Genomic DNA, 18,666 nt, shown 5'->3' on the forward strand with positions numbered 1-18,666 from the left:
TAATAATTAATATTAATCTTGACCCGCAATTACTTGAAGGAAATTACCCGCTATACTTCTGCACGGTGTCAATTGAGCCAAAATATTAAATTGAATACCTAACGTGTTTTTAAACTCAGGAGTTTTTGCAGATGGATTTCAAAAATAACTTTATGGCTGGCGCAGTACTTGCGGCCATTTCGATGGGCAGTTTTGCTGCCGAAATGAATGCGGGGACGGTCCACTTTACGGGAGAAATTATTGAACCGAGCTGCACCATTCAGGGTGATAGCGGCACGGACAGTACGGTCCCTCTGGGGACGTACCCTAAATCTCTTTTTAAGGCGGTCGGAACTGAATCTTCCCTGACCCCGTTCTCGATTACGCTCGCAAACTGCCCGGTTAAGAGCGATGGGCTGCCGGCAGTACAGCTCACCTTTAACGGCACGACGACCCTGACCAATACCTCTACGCTGCTGGATGTCAGCAAAATCACCACCACCGGTGAGACCGCCGCCACCGGTATCGGCGTCGCCGTTAGCCCGGCGGGCAAAGACACTCAACTTATCACCATGGATGGGGCAGAAGGACAGGTTTATATTCAACTGGCCACCCGTACTACCGATACCATTAAAGCCGACTTTAACGCCCGCTATAAGTCATTTGCCGCAACGGTGACCGCTGGCCCTGCCGATGCGGATATGACGGTGAATATTTTATATCGTTAATACCTGTTTATCTAATATTCAGCATGCCACTGATTAGATAATGACACGTAATGCGTCATGCTCCGATAATAGTCCGAAAGCGGACTATTATCATTATTTCAACCTGCTCCAATAAGGGTTTCCCGTGCGCACATCCCTGCTGTTTTTATTATGCCTTCCCGTCATAACAAGTTCGTTTTGTCACGCTGCGGGAATACAAATCGGCCGCACCCGCATAATTTACGATGCCGCAAAAAAGGAAGTTGCCCTGCCGCTCACGAACAGTGAAAAAGAATTGCCATGGCTGATCCAGACCTGGACAGACACTGGCGATGGCAAAACGCGTGGGCCCTTTATTGTCACGCCCCCCCTCTTTCGTCTCGATCCTCAAAAAGAGCAAAGCCTGCGAATCACCTGGAACGGCAGCCCGTTACCGAAAGACAAAGAGTCGCTGTTTTATTTGAATGTCCGCACGGTGCCCGCAACCGCCGCAGAGGATGCCGATAAAAACGTGCTACGACTCATCTACAAAACGCGACTGAAGCTGTTCTGGCGTCCCGTGGGGCTCAACGGGACGCCAGGCGAGTCCTGCAAGAATCTGCGCTTCGTTCGCCAGGGACAGCAGCTGACGGTGATAAACGACAGTGCGTTTTACACCGTTTTTGACTCTCTCTCGCTAGGCTCGCAGAAGCTCGAAAGCGCCGATATGGTGGGGCCAGCATCACGCGTTGATATCCCTCTTCCCGACGCTGCACCGGCGAATGACGTCAGTTGGCGGTGCATTACCGATTACGGCAATGCATCCGAAAAATACACGTTCCATCTGACCAGGGGATAAACGACAGAATGATTGCAGGACGTAATTTCTTGCCTGTTGGGGGAACCTTTCGGCTGAATTCGGTTACCCGCTGTCTGGTGAGTACCCTGATGATAATGATTTTTTCCGCAGATGCCCGGGAGTATCTCTTTTCCCCTTCCTCACTCGAAGGGGACATGCTGACGCAGCAGGATATCGACCTCTCGCTTTTTACAAAATCGAATGCCCAGTTGCCCGGCACCTACTCTTCCATCATCACAATCAACGATCGCAGGCTGAAGGATGCCAACATTCGCTACGTCAGCAGATCTGACGGGCGCCTGATCCCCCAATTGAGCCCCGCGATGCTGCGCGCCTGGGGCATTAATATCGACCGTTATCCTCCGTTGCTGAAGCGTCCGGCGGAGGAAACGCTCCCAGAGTCGCTGGATAACTATATTCCACAGGCGTCTGCAGAGCTTGATTTCTCAACAATGACGCTTAGGTTGAGCATCCCCCAGGCCGCGCTGGCTGATAACGGTCGCGATTTTATCGATTCCTCGCGCTGGGACGATGGTGTTCCCGTCCTGTTCAGCGATTATTCGCTGTCGGGCTCGCAAAGCAAAGAAGATCGCGAGGACAGCACAGAAAGCCGCTATCTGAATTTGCGTACCGGGGCGAACCTGGGCGGCTGGCGTCTTCGAAACTACTCAACGTGGAGCAAATCGGACGGCGATTCACAGTGGGATAACATCAACACGTTCCTGCAGCACGACATCGACGCGCTGAGAGCGCAGTTCACCGCGGGCGAGAGCAGCACGCGCGGCGAAGTGTTCGACAGCCTGCAGTATCGGGGCGTCAATCTCGCCACGGACGAAGAAATGTTGCCCTATAGCCAACGCGGCTATGCACCGATCATTCGCGGCGTCGCCAGCTCGAATGCGGTCGTCTCGGTGCGCCAGAACGGATATCTCATCTACCAGCAGAACGTAGCCCCCGGAGCGTTTGAGATCAACGACCTTTACTCCACCACCAACAGCGGCGACCTGGAAGTGACGGTGAAAGAGGCCGACGGCACCGAACATCACTTTACTCAACCCTACTCAAGCATCGCCATTATGCAGCGCCCGGGACACATGAAGTATGAATTGACGGCGGGCCGTTATCGCGCAGACAGCGGGAGTGACCAAAAGGAGCCCGACTTCCTTCAGGGGAGCGTCATCTACGGCGTCAACAATCTGCTGACCTGGTTTGGCGGGCTAACCCTTTCGCAAGACTATAATGCCCTCAATACGGGCGCTGGCATCGCGCTGGGGCCGCTGGGTTCGCTCTCTACAGACGTCACCGCCGCCGATACCACGCTTGACGACGGCAGCAAGCATGTCGGCCAGTCCTGGCGCGTACTCTATTCGGGGAAAATTGACGCCACCGATACCAATTTCACGCTTGGCAGTTATCGCTACTCGAGTCGCGGGTATTACAGCTTTGCTGACGCTAATCAGAAGCAGGACGGACACGATAACGATTTGCTCTTCCGCTATAACAAACGCAACCGCGTTCAGGCCAGTATCAGCCAGAACCTTGCTGGCGTCAGTCTCTATCTTAACGGCTACCAGCAGGACTACTGGGGGACGTCGAAAAAAGAACGCAGCCTGTCGTTAGGTTTTAACACCGTTCTGTCTGGGGTGAGTTATCACCTGGCATATACCTACAGTAAAACGAACGACGAGGAGGCCGACCGGATGGTCTCCTTCGGCTTTAGCGTGCCGCTAACTCGCTGGCTCCCCCGCGCGTGGAGTAGCTATAACATCAGCAACACCAAAAATGGCTACACCCGACACAATATCGGCGTCAACGGAACGCTGCTGGACGACGAACGTTTAAGCTATTCGCTGCAGCAAAGCCATTCTAATCACGATGGGGAGGATACCAGCAGCGTATATGGTACCTATCGTTCTCAATACGCCAACCTGAATGCCGGTTATTACGCCTCTTCCGGCAGCGCGGAGCAGATGAACTACGGGATCAGCGGGGCCATTGTTGCGCACCCGCGCGGCGTTACGCTGGCGCAGCCGTTAGGGAGCCAGTTTGCCATTGTCAATGCCAACGGCGCCTCCGGTGTACGCTTCCAGAACCAGCAGGGTATTCAGACAGACTGGCTGGGTAACGCCGTTATCCCGTCCCTGACGCCGTATCAGGAAAATGCGATTCGTATCGACACCGCAAGCCTGCCCGAAAACGTGGAGAGCAGCGATACGTCAATCCGGGTGATCCCTTCACGTAATGCCGCCGTTGAAAGCCGGTTCGATGCGCACGTTGGTTATCGGATGCTGATCGCATTAACCCGCCCCGGCAATCAACGCGTCCCCTTTGGCGCAATCGTCACCAGCGCGAACGCGGACCTGAGCGGCATCGTGGACGATACCAGCACGGTATACCTGGCCGGCGTCGGCGAGCCCACACAGCTCACGGTGAAATGGGGAAAAGCGCCAGACCAACAGTGCGTCGCCCATATTTTACAGCAGGCAGAGGGATACACGGAGAGCCCTAACGGTATCCGTTCAACCCGCGCGCTTTGTCAGCAGGAAACAGCTTATGCTCACTAAAATGAAAAGACGAACCCTTACGGTTTCTCTGACCAGCACGCTGATGCTGGTATCAACGGGGGCTTTCGGCGCCGTCACGGTACTCAAAAATTGTTTCGGAGCCCCACAGACGTATTCCATTGATTACCATCATGAATTTACGTCGACGGAAAACGTTGCAAACAACGATTATGATATTCCGGGTCACCTGGTCGGCGCAGGTGCCGACCTGGAAGCAAACTGCACGTGCCCGGGAAACATGTTTTCGTCAAGCACCGTCTACGAAAAAACCCTGGCTGGCAGTCCCCTTAACCCCGGCACCAGCGGTACTGGCTATCTTACGGATAAAATTGATGCCCACATTACTGGCTATGCGGATGCGATTAACTCCCCGGACGGCAGCTCGCTCACCCCAATCCCGATCAATGAGTACCCGACCCCGCGGGGAAATATGCTTACCGTGCTCGAATCGAGCCTGTCTAAAACAGAAGAAGAAAGCGACGTATGCAGCAATGACTCCCGGCCTGACGGTGGTGCCGCATCGAAACGCAAGTTTCGCTGGAACGTCGTGGCCGTGCTGCTGCACATAAAAAAACCGATACTGGGTGAAGAGGTGATCCCGGCGACGCTCATCGCCCAAAACTACGCTTGCCTTTATATTGGCACCGGTGGAAGCTGCGACGCAACTCAGGCAGAACACGTCTCTGATATCTGGTTTGGCGGCACCCTTTCTGCACCGCTGAGCTGCACCATCAACGCAGGCAGCACGATTGAAGTCCAGTTTGGCAGCATCGTCAGTAAACAGTTTACCCGCAAAGGGCAGCCGCCTCAGGGCTATGCCCTAAAAAGCGTCGATATTAACTACCACTGTGACGATAACGCCGTTGGTAATAATGACCGGATAAAGCTCACCCTGACGGCCGACCAGGGCATAGTGGATAGCAGTACGCCCTACATTGCTAAGCTGCTTGAAAGGGACGATCTGGGCGTGCGGGTGTACGACGAAAATAGCCAGAACGTGGCGCTGGATGGGACTTATGCATTTCCAGTAAATCTGGACGAGCAGGGAAACGGCAGCGTTAAAATACAGGCGGTTCCCGTCAGCACTACGGATGCCACGCCCGCACCGGGGAGCTTCGAAGGAAACGTCACGGTGAAGATGGATCTGCGCTAGAACAGACCCTCAGGTTACGCAGGCAACCTGAGGGTAACGGCACCAATCAGAAGCCGAGGCTGTCCAGCAGATCGTCAACCTGATCCTGGCTTGCCACCACGCCCGCTTTGCTGGCGTCGAGCTGTGGGCCATTGAGCAGGCTTTCGTTCTCGCGTTTTGGACGGGCTGCCGGTTCCGGGATGTTCTCCAGCAGAACCATCAGCAGCTGGCGTTCAATCTCCTGAATCACATCCATCATGCGCTTGATCACCTGACCCGTCAGGTCCTGGAAATCTTGCGCCATCATGATATCCAGCAGTTGGGCGTTGGTGAAGCTGGTGTGGCCCGGCACATCCCCCAGGAACTGACGGGTATCGGTCACCAGCTCGCGGGCATTCGCCAGCTCGATCGGGTTCTCGAACCACTCGTCCCAGCGTTGGGTCAGCGCTTTCGCGCCCTTTTCCATCGCATCCTGATGGGGCTGCGACGCTTCAACGCTGTTCAGCGCACGTTCTGCCGCCTGGGCGGTCATCTGCACAACGTAGTCCAGACGATCTCGCGCGTCAGGAATCGCTTCCGCCGCTTCCGCAATCGCCTGATCCAGACCCAGCTCACGCAGGCTGTCACGCAGCATGCGCGTCAGGCTGCCAATACGGACGATGATATCGCTCGGCGAGTGTTCTTCAACGGGTTTCATAGCAGGTTGCAACATTTCCATCACCTCACATGCCGAGTTTCTCGAAGATCTTACCGAGCTTCTCTTCCAGGGTTGCCGCGGTGAATGGCTTCACCACATAGCCGCTTGCGCCCGCCTGTGCAGCAGCAATGATGTTCTCTTTTTTCGCTTCTGCGGTGACCATCAGAACCGGCAAGGACGCCATTCCCGCATCGGCACGAATGGTTTTCAGCAGCTCCAGACCGTCCATGTTTGGCATGTTCCAGTCGGAGATAACAAAACCAAACCCACCCGCCTGCAGTTTGTTCAGCGCATCAACGCCGTCTTCTGCTTCTTCAACGTTGTTGAAGCCCAGCTCTTTCAGCAAGTTGCGCACAATGCGACGCATGGTGGAAAAGTCATCCACAACCAAAAACTTAAGCTCTTTATCCGCCATAAAATAATACTCCTGAGTCAAATACGTATTGCCTGTCCGGCACTGATTTTCGCCAGCATCTGCTGGCTTACCTGGCTAAGATCGACCACTTCGCTCACGCCACCCATATTGATGGCCTCGCGCGGCATGCCGAACACCACACAACTTGCTTCATTCTGCGCAATCGTCCAGGCGCCAGCCTGGTGCATTGCAAGCATTCCGGCGGCACCATCGTTGCCCATCCCCGTCAGGATCACCCCAACGGCGTTGCGCCCCGCATGTTTCGCCACCGAATGAAACAGCACATCCACCGACGGACGGTGCCGGTTGACCGGCGGTCCGTCATGAATTTTGATTTGATAGTTTGCACCGCTGCGCGCCAGCTCCATATGCTTATCACCCGGGGCGATATAGGCATGTCCCGGGAGCACTCGCTCGCCGTCTTCCGCCTCTTTCACGCTGATCTGACACAGCTTATTCAGGCGTTCGGCGAACGAGCGGGTAAAGCCTGGCGGCATATGCTGGGTAATCAGAATACCCGGACTTGAAAGCGGCAATGGCTGGAGTACATGACGAATTGCCTCTGTTCCTCCGGTTGACGCCCCAATCACCAGCAGTTTTTCCGAGCTGAGTAACGGGCCGGCCTTCAGGGTTGCCGGGGCGGCCATTGGCTTATGAGCCGCCAGTTTTGCCCGCGATGCGGTACGAATTTTCTCCGCGATCATCTCGCTATACGCCAGCATCCCCTCGCGAATACCGAGCTGCGGTTTGGTGACAAAATCTACCGCCCCCAGCTCCAGCGCGCGCAGGGTGATTTCCGATCCTTTCCCGGTCAGGGAGGAGACCATCACCACCGGCATCGGCCGCAGCCGCATCAATTTCTCCAGGAAATCGATGCCATCCATGCGCGGCATCTCGACATCCAGCGTGAGCACGTCGGGGTTATATTTTTTAATTAAATCCCGCGCGACCAGCGGATCGGGCGCCGTTGCTACCATCTCCATGTCGCTGTGGCTATTGATGATTTCAGTCATGATCTGACGCATCAGCGCTGAATCGTCGACAGACAATACCCTGATTTTACTCATGCTTTTTCCTTACTCAGCGCATATACCGTTTGCCCACGCAGGCTAAACTCTCGCGCGAGGTTGCTGAAGTTTTCCGAGTGCCCGGCAAACAGTAAACCGTCAGGCTTGAGCAACGGAACAAACCGACGCAGAATGTCCTGCTGCGTCGTTTTATCAAAATAAATCATGACGTTACGGCAAAAAATGGCGTCGAATGGCCCCGGCACGTTGTACTGCTTGTCCAGCAGGTTAACGGGCGCGAATTCGACGCAATTCGCCAGCTCCTGGCGTACGCGTACCAGGCCTTCATGCGGGCCTGTCCCACGCATGAAATATCGCTGCAACTGCTGCGGCGACAGCGTTTTCAGTTCGTCCTGGCGATACACTCCGTTGCGCGCCTTCTCCAGCACCTCGGTGTCGATATCGCTGGCGTAAACCTTCCAACGCCCGGGCGCCATCCCAAGCGTGTCGGCAAGTGTGATTGCCAGCGAGTAGGGCTCTTCACCGGTCGAGGCGGCCGCACTCCAGACGCGATACTCCCCGGTACGACGCCGCGCGTGCTCGGCCAGTACCGGGAAGTGGTGGGCTTCGCGGAAAAAGGCCGTCAGGTTAGTGGTTAACGAGTTGATAAAAGCCTGCCACTCTGCGCTGTTCTGGTTGGCTTCGAGCATGCTCAGATAGCGACCAAAATCATCCAGCCCCAGCGTACGCAAGCGCCGCACCAGACGGTTGTAGACCATGTCCCGCTTATGATCCGCAAGCACGATCCCTGCACGCTGGTAGATTAACTGACATATCCGACGAAAATGCGCGTCGGACAGCGCGAGGCGCTGTGTCATCTGCAACAATAATGACGTTTGCCCAGGGGGCATTGGTGATGTCATAGCGCCTTCTTAATTACATTCAGGATACAACTGGCACGGCCTGCGACCGCCCGACTTCTGTTACTGCTTCAACGTGCTCTTTCACATTAAATACCGCGACCAGCCCGGTGAGACGATCCGCCTGGCTGGCCAGCTGATCGGTTGCCGCTGCCGCTTCCTCAACTAACGAGGCATTCTGTTGCGTCACCTGATCCATCTGGCTGACGGCCTGAGCAACCTGCTCAATGCCGCGACGCTGTTCGTCCGACGCAGACGCAATCTCGCCCATGATGTCGTTAACCCGCGTGACGGAGGTGACGATCTCATGCATGGTATGCGCCGCCGTATCCACCAGGGCTGAGCCTTGCTGGACGCGTGATACCGACTCTTCAATCAGGACCTTAATCTCTTTCGCCGCGTTGGCACTGCGGCTGGCCAGGTTACGCACTTCCCCCGCCACGACCGCAAACCCACGCCCCTGTTCACCGGCGCGCGCCGCTTCAACCGCGGCATTCAGCGCCAGAATGTTGGTCTGGAACGCGATACCGTCGATCACGCTGATGATGTCACCAATCTTTTGCGAGCTGGTGGCAATCTCCTGCATGGTGCTGGCAACGTGAGAGGCCTGATCGCCCCCTTTTTTCGCCGTCATTGCCGCCTGTTTTGACAGGTCAGACGCCTGACGCGCGTTATCGGCGTTCTGGCTGACCGTCGCGGTCAGCTGCTCCATGCTGGCCGCCGTCTGCGCCAGCGAGGCCGCCTGCTGCTCGGTGCGGGAAGAGAGATCGTTATTGCCTGCCGCAATCTCTGAGATCCCGGTGTGCATGGCATAACTGCCCTGACGCACATCGGAGACGGTTTCCCGCAGGGCACCCTGCATCGCCTTCAGGCTGGCAAAGATCGCCGAAATTTCGTTCTTACCGAACACCGCCACCGGACGCGCCAGATCGCCCTTCGCAATACTGTCGAAGTGGCTGCTGATAATCGCCAGCGGCTGCACAATCATTTTGCGTGACCAGAGCAGCGCCCCACCGGTCAGTAGCCCCGCCAGAATCACGACGACGCCAAAGATCACACCCGACATGTGATAGCTGATACGGCTGTCTTCCTCTGCACGTTGAACAGACTGGTTAATATCCTGCTGCCACGCGTTAAAGCTGCCGTCGAACGCATCCTGTGAGGCCTGCACCGGCGCGGTCATAAAGTCCGAGAGCTGGTTGTTCTCAAGCCAGGTCGCCTGGTGATCCAGATCGCTGTACCACTGTTCAAAGTTCTTCTTCATGGCGGCTTTCAGCGCGTGCTCTTTCTCGCTGCCCGCCGCCTGCGCCGTGAAAGCGTTAAACTGTGCGCCAGCCTGTTTCAGGCTGCTTCGCGCGGTGGCCATCAGCGCTTTAATGTCATCCGGCGGATAGCTCAGCGCGGTTAAGGTGCCCGCCTTGTTCAGCGCAGTGCTTGCCTGCAACAGCACGGCTCGCGTTTGTGCCAGTGCGGAGCGCTGCTGATTACTCGCCTCAACATCCTGCAAATTCTGATAGCCATCGCGAAACGCCCAAAAAGACAACCCGTTACTGCCAACCTGCAACACACCGCAAAGGATCAGAATCAAAAACAGTGTGGTCGAGATACGAATACGATTTAACATCCACGCTCCCATCAAGCGGCAAGCAGCCGCGGTTTAATTGTCAGTCAAAATGTTTCCCAGTTTTCATCTTGTCCGGCCGGTGCAGCACGCAGGCGAGTTGCCGTCGATTCGGCGGCAGGCGCTTTATACGTGGCTTGCGCAGTGACCGTATTTCCAGCGAGTGAAGCGAGACGAAACGCCGAGACGGCCATCTTCAGACGGCTCGCCTGGTCTTCAAGGGCAGCGGCCGCGGCCGCGGACTCCTGCACCAGCGCGGCGTTTTGTTGTGTCACGCGATCCATTTCCGATACCGCCAGGGCAACCTGGTCGATACCACGACTCTGCTCATCAGATGCAGAGGCGATTTCACCCATGATGTCCGTTACGCGGGTAACAGCATTCACGATGTCATTCATGGTCTCCCCGGCGCTTTCCACCAGTACCGAGCCGGTATCCACGCGGGAGACGGAGTCTTCAATCAGGGCCTTAATCTCTTTCGCCGCGTTGGCGCTGCGGCTGGCCAGGTTGCGCACTTCCCCGGCAACCACCGCAAACCCGCGACCCTGCTCACCCGCCCTCGCCGCTTCCACGGCGGCGTTCAGCGCCAGAATATTGGTCTGGAAGGCGATGCCGTCGATGACGCTGATGATGTCGGCGATTTTCTTCGAGCTGTCGGCAATTTCGTGCATGGTTTTCACCACGCCATCCACCACGCGGCCGCCGCGCTGCGCCGTCTCGGAGGCGCTTTCTGCCAGCTGAGAGGCCTGACGGGCGTTATCGGCGTTCTGCTTCACGGTTGCGGTGAGCTGCTCCATGCTGGCAGCGGTCTCTTCCAGCGCGGACGCCTGCTGCTCGGTACGGGATGAGAGATCGTTATTCCCCATCGCAATTTCGCTGGTGCCGGTATAGATGGCATCCGTGCCGCTACGCACGTTGGCGACGGTATCGATGAGCGAACGCTGCATATGGTCAACGCTGTTAGCCAGTTCGGTAATCTCATTGCGCCCGGAAACGGCCAGCGTTTTGGTTAGATCGCCACTGGCAATTTCACGAATGTGGGCAATGACGCGACCGAGAGGATTCAGCAGGATGTGGCGAATGCCGTACCACACCGCGACCAGGACAATAACCAGCGCCAGCGCCATCGCCGCCATCTGCCATTTCGCAAAGCGGTAGTCATTCTGGCTTTCCGTAAAGGCCGAGTGATACAGATCGCCACTGGCCTTCGCATATTCCCCGAGCGCGGCGCCGAGTGCGTTTTGCATCCCCTGCGTGGGCTGTGCGAAATACGCGTCCATGTTGCCGCTCTCCAGGAACTGGATCAGCTCCGTCAGGCCAGCAAAGTAGGCAGTGTATTTTTCATCAATGTTCTGGCTAACCTGCGCCATAGCAGGCTGCGGCGCGATCTGTTTGAAGGCGGCGTAGTGTTTTGCGGCGTCAGCCAGCGTGGCGCGGGCATTTTTCAACAGATCGGTCTTCGCGCTGCTCTGCTGATTGTTAGGGTCCATCATCATGCGCGCGGACGAGCGGCTCAGGTTGATACGCGTTTGCAGCATCAGATCCCACGTCGAGGTGAGTTCACTCTGCTGCAGGCGAAGATCGTTCGAGGCGGCGAAACTGTCCTGGTTCTGTTTTAATGACGAGAAAAAAAGCCCGCCGGAGATAAGCTGAAGTAGTGCGAAAATGACCAGCACCATCATAAGCATTGTGACAACGCGGATACGGTTCAACATACAACACCTTCTCATAGATTTATTAACGGTGTTATCGGCACAGGCCACAGGAACTTTACATTTGCGAAAGGGAAAAGCGTGGACTAAAACGCGACGTCAACAATCAGCGTATCGGTGTAGGTGCCAGCGGGAGGCGTAGTCTGACTGGTCAGGACCTTCGCGGTGTAGTTGTAGGTGCGCAGTAAACCGTCGGTGCTGACCTGGGACGCGGTTGCGCTGGTCCAGCGTTCGGCACCGCTGCCGCCCCAGCGGTTGGTGGTGGCTTCTTTATAAATGTCATAACTGAGGAAGTTGCTGCCGCTCACCATACGCCGTACGTTGTTCAGGGCGTTGGCACCATTATTAATGCCAATGGTGTAGGTGCTGCCTTTAGTACAGGTCACGGCAATGGCCTGCGAGACGGTGGGGAAACTTTGCACCAGCGGCGCGCTGTTAAAGTTCACGTCCGGCGTGGTCATGGCGCTGCAGTCATTGGTGACGGTCATGTTCAGCAGAATACTGGTTGTTGCGGTTCCCGACTGGGGAGACGTACAAAGGCTTCCAAGACCGACGGCACAGACGTTGTAATTGATGCTGAAGGTCAACAGCACCTGGTAAGGCCCGGCCGTCACGTTTTGCCCGGCGACGGTGCGAAAATAGAGCGGTATGTTGTACCGCTTTGAGCCAAGCAACCCCAGCAGGGTGTTACCGCTCCAGGTATACGATTTACTTATCTGCACTTCGCTACTGCTCGCACAACCCGATAATCCACACAGCCGGGTGGGGATCACATCCGTAATACTCGTGTCGTCGGTGCGTTTCAGGTTGGCGCGGCTGTTGCCCGAAACCGACGCCGCGGTGTAATTCAACGTCACCGAATCGTTGGTCAGAACATTCAGTACCGCATCGCATGCCACCACCAGCGTACCGGTGGTCTCCACCTCCCCGGTGCCGCTAAGCGCAAACGACGTGACGCTACCAAACGAGGCATTGACCGTACTGATGGTACACGCCGCCCAGCCCCCGCAGGAGAACAGCAGCAGCATCAACAGCAGCCAGCGTTTCACGGGCCCTCCCGACACACCAGCGGACCGTAGGTTTGCAGCTTATGCTGCGGATTAGGCCCCACGTTCAGGGTCGCCGTGCAGCGCTTCCCGGCAGGCGTGATCACCTCAAGCGGATTGACGTCGCTGAGATTCTCCAGCCAGGCGATCCCGTCATAGCCCACCACCGCATTACTGCGCGAGGCTCGCCGCACCTGGCTTCCAACCGGAATCGCTTGCCCTCGCGCATCATGCAGAATGACGCTTGCCACTCTCTCCTGCTCCATCGGGAAATCCACCAGATAACCGCTGTGACGACGGATGGCAATCCGCCGCTCTGTCTCTTTCAGCCGGGTATCCGCAGGCAGATTCAGCGTATCAATCCGGTAGCTTGCCGGGTAATACGCCGACACCCCGCTGACCAGCAGGTAACCGTTGTTATTCGTTTTACCCACGGGCTGGTTCTCATAGCTGACGGGCACGTCCGGATGACCGTCGGTGCTGATCACCACAAACGCATCGTTGATTTTGTTCGCCGCAAACAGCTCTCCGTCCATCAGGACAATCGCGCCCATTGCCTCGCCCCACCAGGTCATGGTGTCTCTTTCGCCGTAGCCACCGCCCTGCAGTTCGATGTTGTTATTGCGCCAGCCCAGCGTACCCTGCTGATAATCACTGGATTTTGACTGGTTTGCCCAGGCCATGTTCCAGCTAAAACCACCGTCAGAAGGCATGGAGTGGTTATAGTTAATCCGCTGCGTGCTGCCCGCATCCGGGGTGTTCTCAACGGTGACGGCAGCGCTGTCGCGTGCGCCCAGCGGCACCTGCAGCGAGAGCGCAACCGTCCAGTCCCCCCGCTGCTGGTCCCGGCTGCCGGCCAGGTAAATACTGCTCGCGCCCCACAGATTTCGGCTCCATGAGAGATTCAGCAGCTCCGTTTTTTGGCCGTCAAAGCTCTCTACGCCGATCCAGGCCGCGCCAATATTGCCGTACTGCCCCATGTTAAACGTCAGGGAATACTGGTCCGTATTGCGGCTAAAGCTGGCGATGGGTTTGTCGTTTTCGTCATACACCGTCGGCTGGTCATAAAGGGCAAGATTGCCAAAACCGCGATCGCGACGCGTGTGCTGGGTGGCCACGCTGAACTCGCTGGTATTGTACTGGTAACCCCAGTTGATTTGCCCGCCGTTGTCTCCGCGCATGCGGCTTTGTGAGTAAGAGGTGTTCACTACGCCAAACTGGCCGAGTTTGATCACCGTCCCCGCCCCGCCCAGGGCCAGCTCCTGCGCCCCTTCCGCATGGCCCTCCAGCGTCAGCCAGTCGGTCACCCCGTAGCGATACGAGCCGCTACCGGCAGCAGGACCGTAGTCAAAGTTCCTGATGCCATAGTTACGGCGCAGGCTGCCGAGCGTCACGGCGCCGTCACTCAGCCCTTGTTTGAGCAAATCGCTGGTGACATAAAACGGTAGCGTGGTACTCACCTGACGGCCCAGCGCATCGGTGGTGACCAGCACCGCATCCCCGGCACCGTTGATATAGGGCAGATTGGTCAGGGTGAAGGGGCCAGGCTGAAGCTGGGTTGAGCCAGAGCGATAGCCGTTGATAAACAGATCCACCGAGGTAGGCACCGCGGCTTCTCCCGAAAACTCCGGCAGCGGCCATGTCACCAGGTCCGGGCGCAGGGAGAAATCACGTCCGTAGCTAATACCGCCCATCCGCACGCTGGAGGTCCAGCTCAGGGCATCGCTGATCACGTCCCCCGCGCTCAAGGTGGTCGCGTCATCCTCACGGGTTATCAGCAGCGTCGTGTCATAGCGAACATACCCTTCCTGTTGACCGTCGTTTCCGGTGAAATTTTTCCGGGCGTAGCCGGTGGAGGAGAACGAGCCGTTCTCGTTGAAGTAGCGGAATTCATGCCAGAGCGACGCCTGACCGCCGATATGTTCCGTGTGGTTGGTATACAGATCGTAATTCAGCAGCGCCCCGCGCCCATAGTGCGGTTTGGTCTGCGCCGTTTGGGCACTGAAAGGCGTCACCCGGGCACTGATCCAGTCGCGGGGAACGGTCAGCAACAGGCGCTGTGCGGCACTGTCATACGCCACACGAACCTGACTTAGTGAGGCGAGATTCACCTCGCCGGCGGGCACATGCTCCGGGGGGAGCCCCGCGCGCAGCAAATCGGCGCTGGAGATAAAGAAAGCGCCGTTACGTTGCGTCACGGGTACCACCAGACCGGTGTCGTAGTGGTTGAGCACGAGGGCAAGCTGGAAAACCGCCTCATCATTTACCGCCTGCGCCTGAGGAGGCGGCGGTAAACTGTCGTCACCGGGATCGGCCCAGGTTGTGGTGCTGACGCAAAGCAGTAGCATCATTGCCGGCTTCAGTTGACGGGCGTCGACTGCCATTGTTCATCCCTGGCATTAATCTGCGCGCTCATCCGGTCCGGCTGACGAACGCCAGCGGGTATTGGCCAGCTGCGGGTGCTGCCCGGGAGGACGTAACCCAGTAATCCCTCCGCTACGGTGCGTTTCTGTCCGCCCTGCTCCAGTGACACCTGGCTTAATCTGACATGCACATCCCCCTGATTACGTACCTGTAATGCAGGCTGTCCTCCCTCGTGGGTCACGCGCCAGCTCAGGTTTCGGGTCTCGGCCAGGGCATGATGCGCCCCCTCTTTAAGGGTCGGGATACCCTGTCCGTAGACAAACAGCGGAATGGAATAGCGCATCTGTAATTTAAGGCCGATGGAGGGTTCGGCTTTCGCGTCGGGCTGGGGAATTTCATCAACAATAATGCGGTAAGCTTGTTCGACCCCGACAGGGACTGCGCTCTGTTTGATAAGGCGAATCAGCTGTTTATTGCCTTTCTGAATGGTGACAATGGGCGGGCTGGCGACCACGTCCTGCTGCGCGCTGTAGCGTTCGTATCCCCCCTCCTGCTTCCAGCGCACAATACGCACCTGCATCGTCGTTGCGCTGTTTCCCTGGTTCTGGATCCACAGCTCCGTGGCGTTGGCATCTGCGGCAAGCCAGGGATCGATGGGCCAGAGCAGAATGGTGGCCGCCGCCTGCGCCTCGCCTGTGGCCGCGACGCCTGATAAAACACCCGCCAGACACAACTGCCGGAACAATGGCTTCATCGACTCTCTCCCTTTATTACCATGACAAGGTCACGGTGAGCTGATCGGTATAGGTTCCTGCCGGGCTAAAGCCGGTCAGTAGCGCCACGCCAAACAGCGGCAGCGCGATGTTATTGCTGTTGGTATAGGTCACCGGTATTGCCTGGTTAACGCCAATTTCGCTGTTGGCGGCCAGCGAGCTGCTGCTGTAGAGCCGGTACGGCACCAGTTCTGTTCCTCCGGACCGCTTCATCCGACGGACGGATGAATAATTTTGACCGCCATTAATGCTCATGCTCAGCGCCACGCCCGGCGTACAGGCGATAGACAACGCCCCGTTTGGCACAAAGCTGGTACTGACTGGCGCGCTTTCCACCCCGTTATGGGTGCCAAAATCCAGCGTACCGAGAAGCCCCCCGCTACCGGTGGCCACCGCGCACCCCGGTACAATGGTCGCGCTGACCTTAAAGGACTGCGATGTCACCGCCCCCGCAGCAGGTATCAGCAACAGCCCGACGATCAGCGCGAAAAAAGGCTGCACGCTTCCCTCTGCGCGTTTGCGCAGACCTGTAAAAGGGGCCTTCATGGCAGTGCAGATCTAATAGGTCACGCTGACGTTAATCGTGTCGGTATAGGTGCCGGGTACCACCGTTACGCTGTTCCCGCCTCCGGTAATGCGGCCGTACAGGGTATAACTGTCGACCCCACCTGCCGTAGACGCGATCGGCAACGCGGTGTTATTGGCAATCACAGAGTTGAACCCGCTGTCGCTGTACAGGCTATAAGCCACGCCCTGTGCCGCGTTGGCCGTATTGACCAGGTAGCGCTCAGGCGTCCCTGGCGACCCCACCACGGAGCCAGGGGCGGTGGAATGGGTATTGCCGGTTATCGCGACCGTATAGCTGGCGGTCGTACACTGGACGGTAAAGGTGTTTCCGCCGCTGGCGCCGCTCAACTGCGTCGTAAGGGTGGAAAACGTTGCGGGATGGGTACCAAAATCGAGCGTCCCGAAGTTAATACCACTTTGCGTGGGCGATCCGTTTATCAGGCAGCCGTTTGTCAGCGTCAGCGTCGCCCCGATGGTGCCGCTGCTGGTAACGGCCAGTGCCTGATGGACTACGGTCGTAGTCAGTAATGTGCCTGCACAGATCAAAAGGAGTTTTCTTTTCATTTACCACCCTCCAGAAGACGTCTCCGTTCCCTTGCAACATTTTATTTTTAACGTTCAAGATGTTAGCCCCGCTTAACGTTCCTCTGAGGGGGTTATTGAGAATTTAGTTTACGGATATCGCTTCGACCACCCGACGCAGGGTAGTCACAACCTATGTCTTATTGACAGCATTTATTTTTTAAAAACAGAAAGTTAAACCGAAATAAAAGAATATTCGGGCGCGAAGCCTGAGGATATATCCGCAAAAGTGTGATAAGCGTCACAATATATCGTCTGCACATTAACAACAAAATTAATAAAACTTAAAAACTTGTTGTATCCCCCTACGCTTTGCGTCAATTTATGTGCCGAATAATTTCCCGCGCAGTAATAAAAAATCTATATGTATCGGCGCGGGCGACATCTAAAGCGCATAGAGGGTCTTTTTTCGTGGCAAGTGCAAACAAACTCACACTCTTCATCGTGATATTCATGCTGGCGGGTATTCTTTCAGGGGCAGCAATTCATGAATACGCATCTGCGGATGCCATTAAAGCCTGGTCGGATAATATTACCCTGCTGACCGACATCTTCCTTCGTCTGATCAAAATGGTTATTGCACCCTTGGTCTTCAGTACGCTGACCGTCGGCATTATGAAACTGGGCGAAACCTCCACCATTGGCCGCGTTGGCGGTAAAGCGATGGTGTGGTTTATCAGCTCATCGGTGCTCTCCATTCTGGTCGGACTGTTTATCGTCACGCTGGAGCATCCGGGAAGTGGTCTGAACCTGACGATCCCAACCGAGGCGGTAGATACCGGTCTGGCCGTTGGAGGCATGACGCTGAAAGCGTTTCTGTCTCACACTATTCCAACCAGTATCGCAGGCGCGATGTCGAACAATGAGATCCTGCAGATTGTAGTGTTCTCAATGTTCTTCGGTATCGGCGGTGCGTCGCTGGGGCAGAAATTCAACGCGCCGCTGGTTGCCGCGCTGGATGTGGTTTCCCATATCATGCTGAAGGTAACCGGTTACGTGATGTACGTTGCGCCGCTGGCCATCTTTGCGGCGATCTCCTCCGTCATTGCCACTCAGGGCTTAGGCATTCTGTTGAACTATGCCTCCTTTATTGGCGGTTACTATGTTGCCATCCTTCTCACCTGCCTGGTATTGCTCGCCGTGGGCTATATGGTTTTGAAAAAAGAGGTGTTTCGCCTGGTCAGCATGTTGAAAGACCCGGTACTGGTGGCGTTCACCACCAGCAGTTCTGAAGCCGCCTACCCTAAAACGCTGGAGCAACTGGAGCGTTTTGGCTGCTCACGCAATATCGCCTCTTTTGTTCTGCCAATTGGCTACTCCTTCAACCTGGTGGGGTCGATGGTGTACTGCTCGTTCGCGTCGATGTTTATCGCCCAGGCGTATAACATTCACCTGAGTTTCTCAGAGGTAACGGTACTGATGTTAACCCTGATGCTGGCGTCAAAGGGGATTGCGGGCGTACCGCGTTCGTCCCTGGTGGTGCTGGCTGCGACCATTCCAAGTTTTAATATCCCGGTAGCGGGCATTCTGCTGCTGATGGGGATTGACCACTTCCTGGATATGGGGCGTTCAGCCATTAACGTGCTGGGGAACGGGATTGCGACCGCGATGCTGTCGCAGAATGAAGGGGCGCGGGAAGCGGAAGCTGAGCTGGTAAAGCAGGAAGCGTAAGGATATGAAAGGGGTGAGGCCTGATGCCCTCACCCCGACCCTCTCCCACAGGGAGAGGGAGCAAACATAAA

At 56.5% G+C, this 18,666-nt stretch carries 16 protein-coding genes; 5 read left to right on the plus strand and 11 right to left on the minus strand.

Annotated elements, in window-relative coordinates:
* The first annotated feature begins 131 nt into the window (after positions 1–131).
* The 4 genes from L977_RS22845 to L977_RS22860 all read left to right on the plus strand — a co-directional run bounded on the left by L977_RS22845 (position 132) and on the right by L977_RS22860 (position 5,241).
* A complete protein-coding gene (locus L977_RS22845; protein ID WP_014884336.1) occupies positions 132–707 on the plus strand; it encodes a fimbrial protein in 576 nt (191 codons plus the stop codon).
* A gap of 124 nt (positions 708–831) precedes the next feature.
* Positions 832–1,524 carry a fimbrial biogenesis chaperone gene (locus L977_RS22850; RefSeq protein ID WP_047626990.1) on the plus strand — a complete coding sequence of 231 codons (693 nt, stop codon included), beginning with the start codon at positions 832–834 and terminating at the stop codon, positions 1,522–1,524.
* 89 nt (positions 1,525–1,613) lie between these two features.
* On the plus strand, positions 1,614–4,088 hold the full coding sequence (locus L977_RS22855) for a fimbria/pilus outer membrane usher protein (protein ID WP_156118190.1): 2,475 nt from the start codon (positions 1,614–1,616) through the stop codon (positions 4,086–4,088).
* Positions 4,078–5,241 carry a fimbrial protein gene (locus L977_RS22860; RefSeq protein ID WP_023330735.1) on the plus strand — a complete coding sequence of 388 codons (1,164 nt, stop codon included), beginning with the start codon at positions 4,078–4,080 and terminating at the stop codon, positions 5,239–5,241. Before L977_RS22855 ends, L977_RS22860 begins: the two co-directional genes overlap by 11 nt.
* 46 nt (positions 5,242–5,287) lie before the next feature.
* On the opposite strand, the gene cheZ is transcribed toward L977_RS22860, so the two are convergent.
* The 11 genes from cheZ to L977_RS22915 all read right to left on the minus strand — a co-directional run bounded on the left by cheZ (position 5,288) and on the right by L977_RS22915 (position 16,906).
* On the minus strand, positions 5,288–5,932 hold the full coding sequence (cheZ, locus tag L977_RS22865) for a protein phosphatase CheZ (protein ID WP_014884340.1): 645 nt from the start codon (positions 5,930–5,932) through the stop codon (positions 5,288–5,290).
* 10 nt (positions 5,933–5,942) lie between these two features.
* On the minus strand, positions 5,943–6,332 hold the full coding sequence (gene cheY, locus L977_RS22870; RefSeq protein WP_000763862.1) for a chemotaxis response regulator CheY: 390 nt from the start codon (positions 6,330–6,332) through the stop codon (positions 5,943–5,945).
* A 17-nt stretch (positions 6,333–6,349) separates the two neighbouring features.
* Positions 6,350–7,399: a protein-glutamate methylesterase/protein-glutamine glutaminase gene (locus L977_RS22875; RefSeq protein ID WP_014884341.1), complete on the minus strand. Its 1,050-nt coding sequence runs from the start codon at positions 7,397–7,399 to the stop codon at positions 6,350–6,352.
* A complete protein-coding gene (cheR, locus tag L977_RS22880) occupies positions 7,396–8,262 on the minus strand; it encodes a protein-glutamate O-methyltransferase CheR (protein WP_014884342.1) in 867 nt (288 codons plus the stop codon). The genes L977_RS22875 and cheR overlap by 4 nt, the downstream gene beginning before the upstream one ends.
* A 19-nt stretch (positions 8,263–8,281) precedes the next feature.
* Positions 8,282–9,883, minus strand: coding sequence for a methyl-accepting chemotaxis protein IV (gene tap, locus L977_RS22885; protein ID WP_014884343.1), 1,602 nt, complete (start codon positions 9,881–9,883; stop codon positions 8,282–8,284).
* A gap of 44 nt (positions 9,884–9,927) precedes the next feature.
* Entirely contained in the window at positions 9,928–11,595 is a 1,668-nt protein-coding gene (tar, locus tag L977_RS22890) for a methyl-accepting chemotaxis protein II (protein ID WP_045281170.1), read from the minus strand.
* A gap of 83 nt (positions 11,596–11,678) precedes the next feature.
* Positions 11,679–12,641 (minus strand): Csu type fimbrial protein, encoded by a 963-nt coding sequence (locus L977_RS22895; protein ID WP_014884345.1) that lies wholly within the window; start codon positions 12,639–12,641, stop codon positions 11,679–11,681.
* The gene (locus tag L977_RS22900; RefSeq protein ID WP_047626991.1) at positions 12,638–15,022 is read right to left on the minus strand and encodes a fimbria/pilus outer membrane usher protein; all 2,385 of its coding nucleotides are present in this window, start codon (positions 15,020–15,022) and stop codon (positions 12,638–12,640) included. The genes L977_RS22895 and L977_RS22900 overlap by 4 nt, the downstream gene beginning before the upstream one ends.
* Positions 14,998–15,756 carry a fimbrial biogenesis chaperone gene (locus L977_RS22905; RefSeq protein ID WP_014884347.1) on the minus strand — a complete coding sequence of 253 codons (759 nt, stop codon included), beginning with the start codon at positions 15,754–15,756 and terminating at the stop codon, positions 14,998–15,000. The genes L977_RS22900 and L977_RS22905 overlap by 25 nt, the downstream gene beginning before the upstream one ends.
* Positions 15,757–15,772: 16 nt before the next feature.
* Complete coding sequence (locus L977_RS22910; protein ID WP_032636170.1) at positions 15,773–16,321, minus strand: Csu type fimbrial protein; 549 nt, start codon at positions 16,319–16,321, stop codon at positions 15,773–15,775.
* Between the two features lie 12 nt (positions 16,322–16,333).
* Complete coding sequence (locus L977_RS22915) at positions 16,334–16,906, minus strand: Csu type fimbrial protein (RefSeq protein ID WP_014884349.1); 573 nt, start codon at positions 16,904–16,906, stop codon at positions 16,334–16,336.
* Positions 16,907–17,335: 429 nt separating this feature from the next.
* On the opposite strand from L977_RS22915, the gene L977_RS22920 reads away from it, so the two are divergent.
* Positions 17,336–18,595 carry a dicarboxylate/amino acid:cation symporter gene (locus tag L977_RS22920; RefSeq protein WP_014884350.1) on the plus strand — a complete coding sequence of 420 codons (1,260 nt, stop codon included), beginning with the start codon at positions 17,336–17,338 and terminating at the stop codon, positions 18,593–18,595.
* Positions 18,596–18,666 lie beyond the last annotated feature (71 nt).

It is taken from the genome of Enterobacter sp. ZOR0014, from assembly GCF_000798855.1.
In the GTDB taxonomy this organism is placed as follows: domain Bacteria; phylum Pseudomonadota; class Gammaproteobacteria; order Enterobacterales; family Enterobacteriaceae; genus Enterobacter; species Enterobacter kobei.

Coding starts and splice junctions, on each gene's coding strand:
- cheR (WP_014884342.1), bottom strand. CDS start 8,262: ATGACATCACCAATGCCCCCTGGGCAAACGTCATTATTGTTGCAGATG.
- L977_RS22875 (WP_014884341.1), bottom strand. CDS start 7,399: ATGAGTAAAATCAGGGTATTGTCTGTCGACGATTCAGCGCTGATGCGT.
- L977_RS22860 (WP_023330735.1), top strand. CDS start 4,078: ATGCTCACTAAAATGAAAAGACGAACCCTTACGGTTTCTCTGACCAGC.
- L977_RS22915 (WP_014884349.1), bottom strand. CDS start 16,906: ATGAAAAGAAAACTCCTTTTGATCTGTGCAGGCACATTACTGACTACG.
- tar (WP_045281170.1), bottom strand. CDS start 11,595: ATGTTGAACCGTATCCGCGTTGTCACAATGCTTATGATGGTGCTGGTC.
- L977_RS22910 (WP_032636170.1), bottom strand. CDS start 16,321: ATGAAGGCCCCTTTTACAGGTCTGCGCAAACGCGCAGAGGGAAGCGTG.
- cheZ (WP_014884340.1), bottom strand. CDS start 5,932: ATGTTGCAACCTGCTATGAAACCCGTTGAAGAACACTCGCCGAGCGAT.
- L977_RS22900 (WP_047626991.1), bottom strand. CDS start 15,022: ATGGCAGTCGACGCCCGTCAACTGAAGCCGGCAATGATGCTACTGCTT.
- tap (WP_014884343.1), bottom strand. CDS start 9,883: ATGTTAAATCGTATTCGTATCTCGACCACACTGTTTTTGATTCTGATC.
- L977_RS22855 (WP_156118190.1), top strand. CDS start 1,614: ATGATAATGATTTTTTCCGCAGATGCCCGGGAGTATCTCTTTTCCCCT.
- L977_RS22905 (WP_014884347.1), bottom strand. CDS start 15,756: ATGAAGCCATTGTTCCGGCAGTTGTGTCTGGCGGGTGTTTTATCAGGC.
- cheY (WP_000763862.1), bottom strand. CDS start 6,332: ATGGCGGATAAAGAGCTTAAGTTTTTGGTTGTGGATGACTTTTCCACC.
- L977_RS22845 (WP_014884336.1), top strand. CDS start 132: ATGGATTTCAAAAATAACTTTATGGCTGGCGCAGTACTTGCGGCCATT.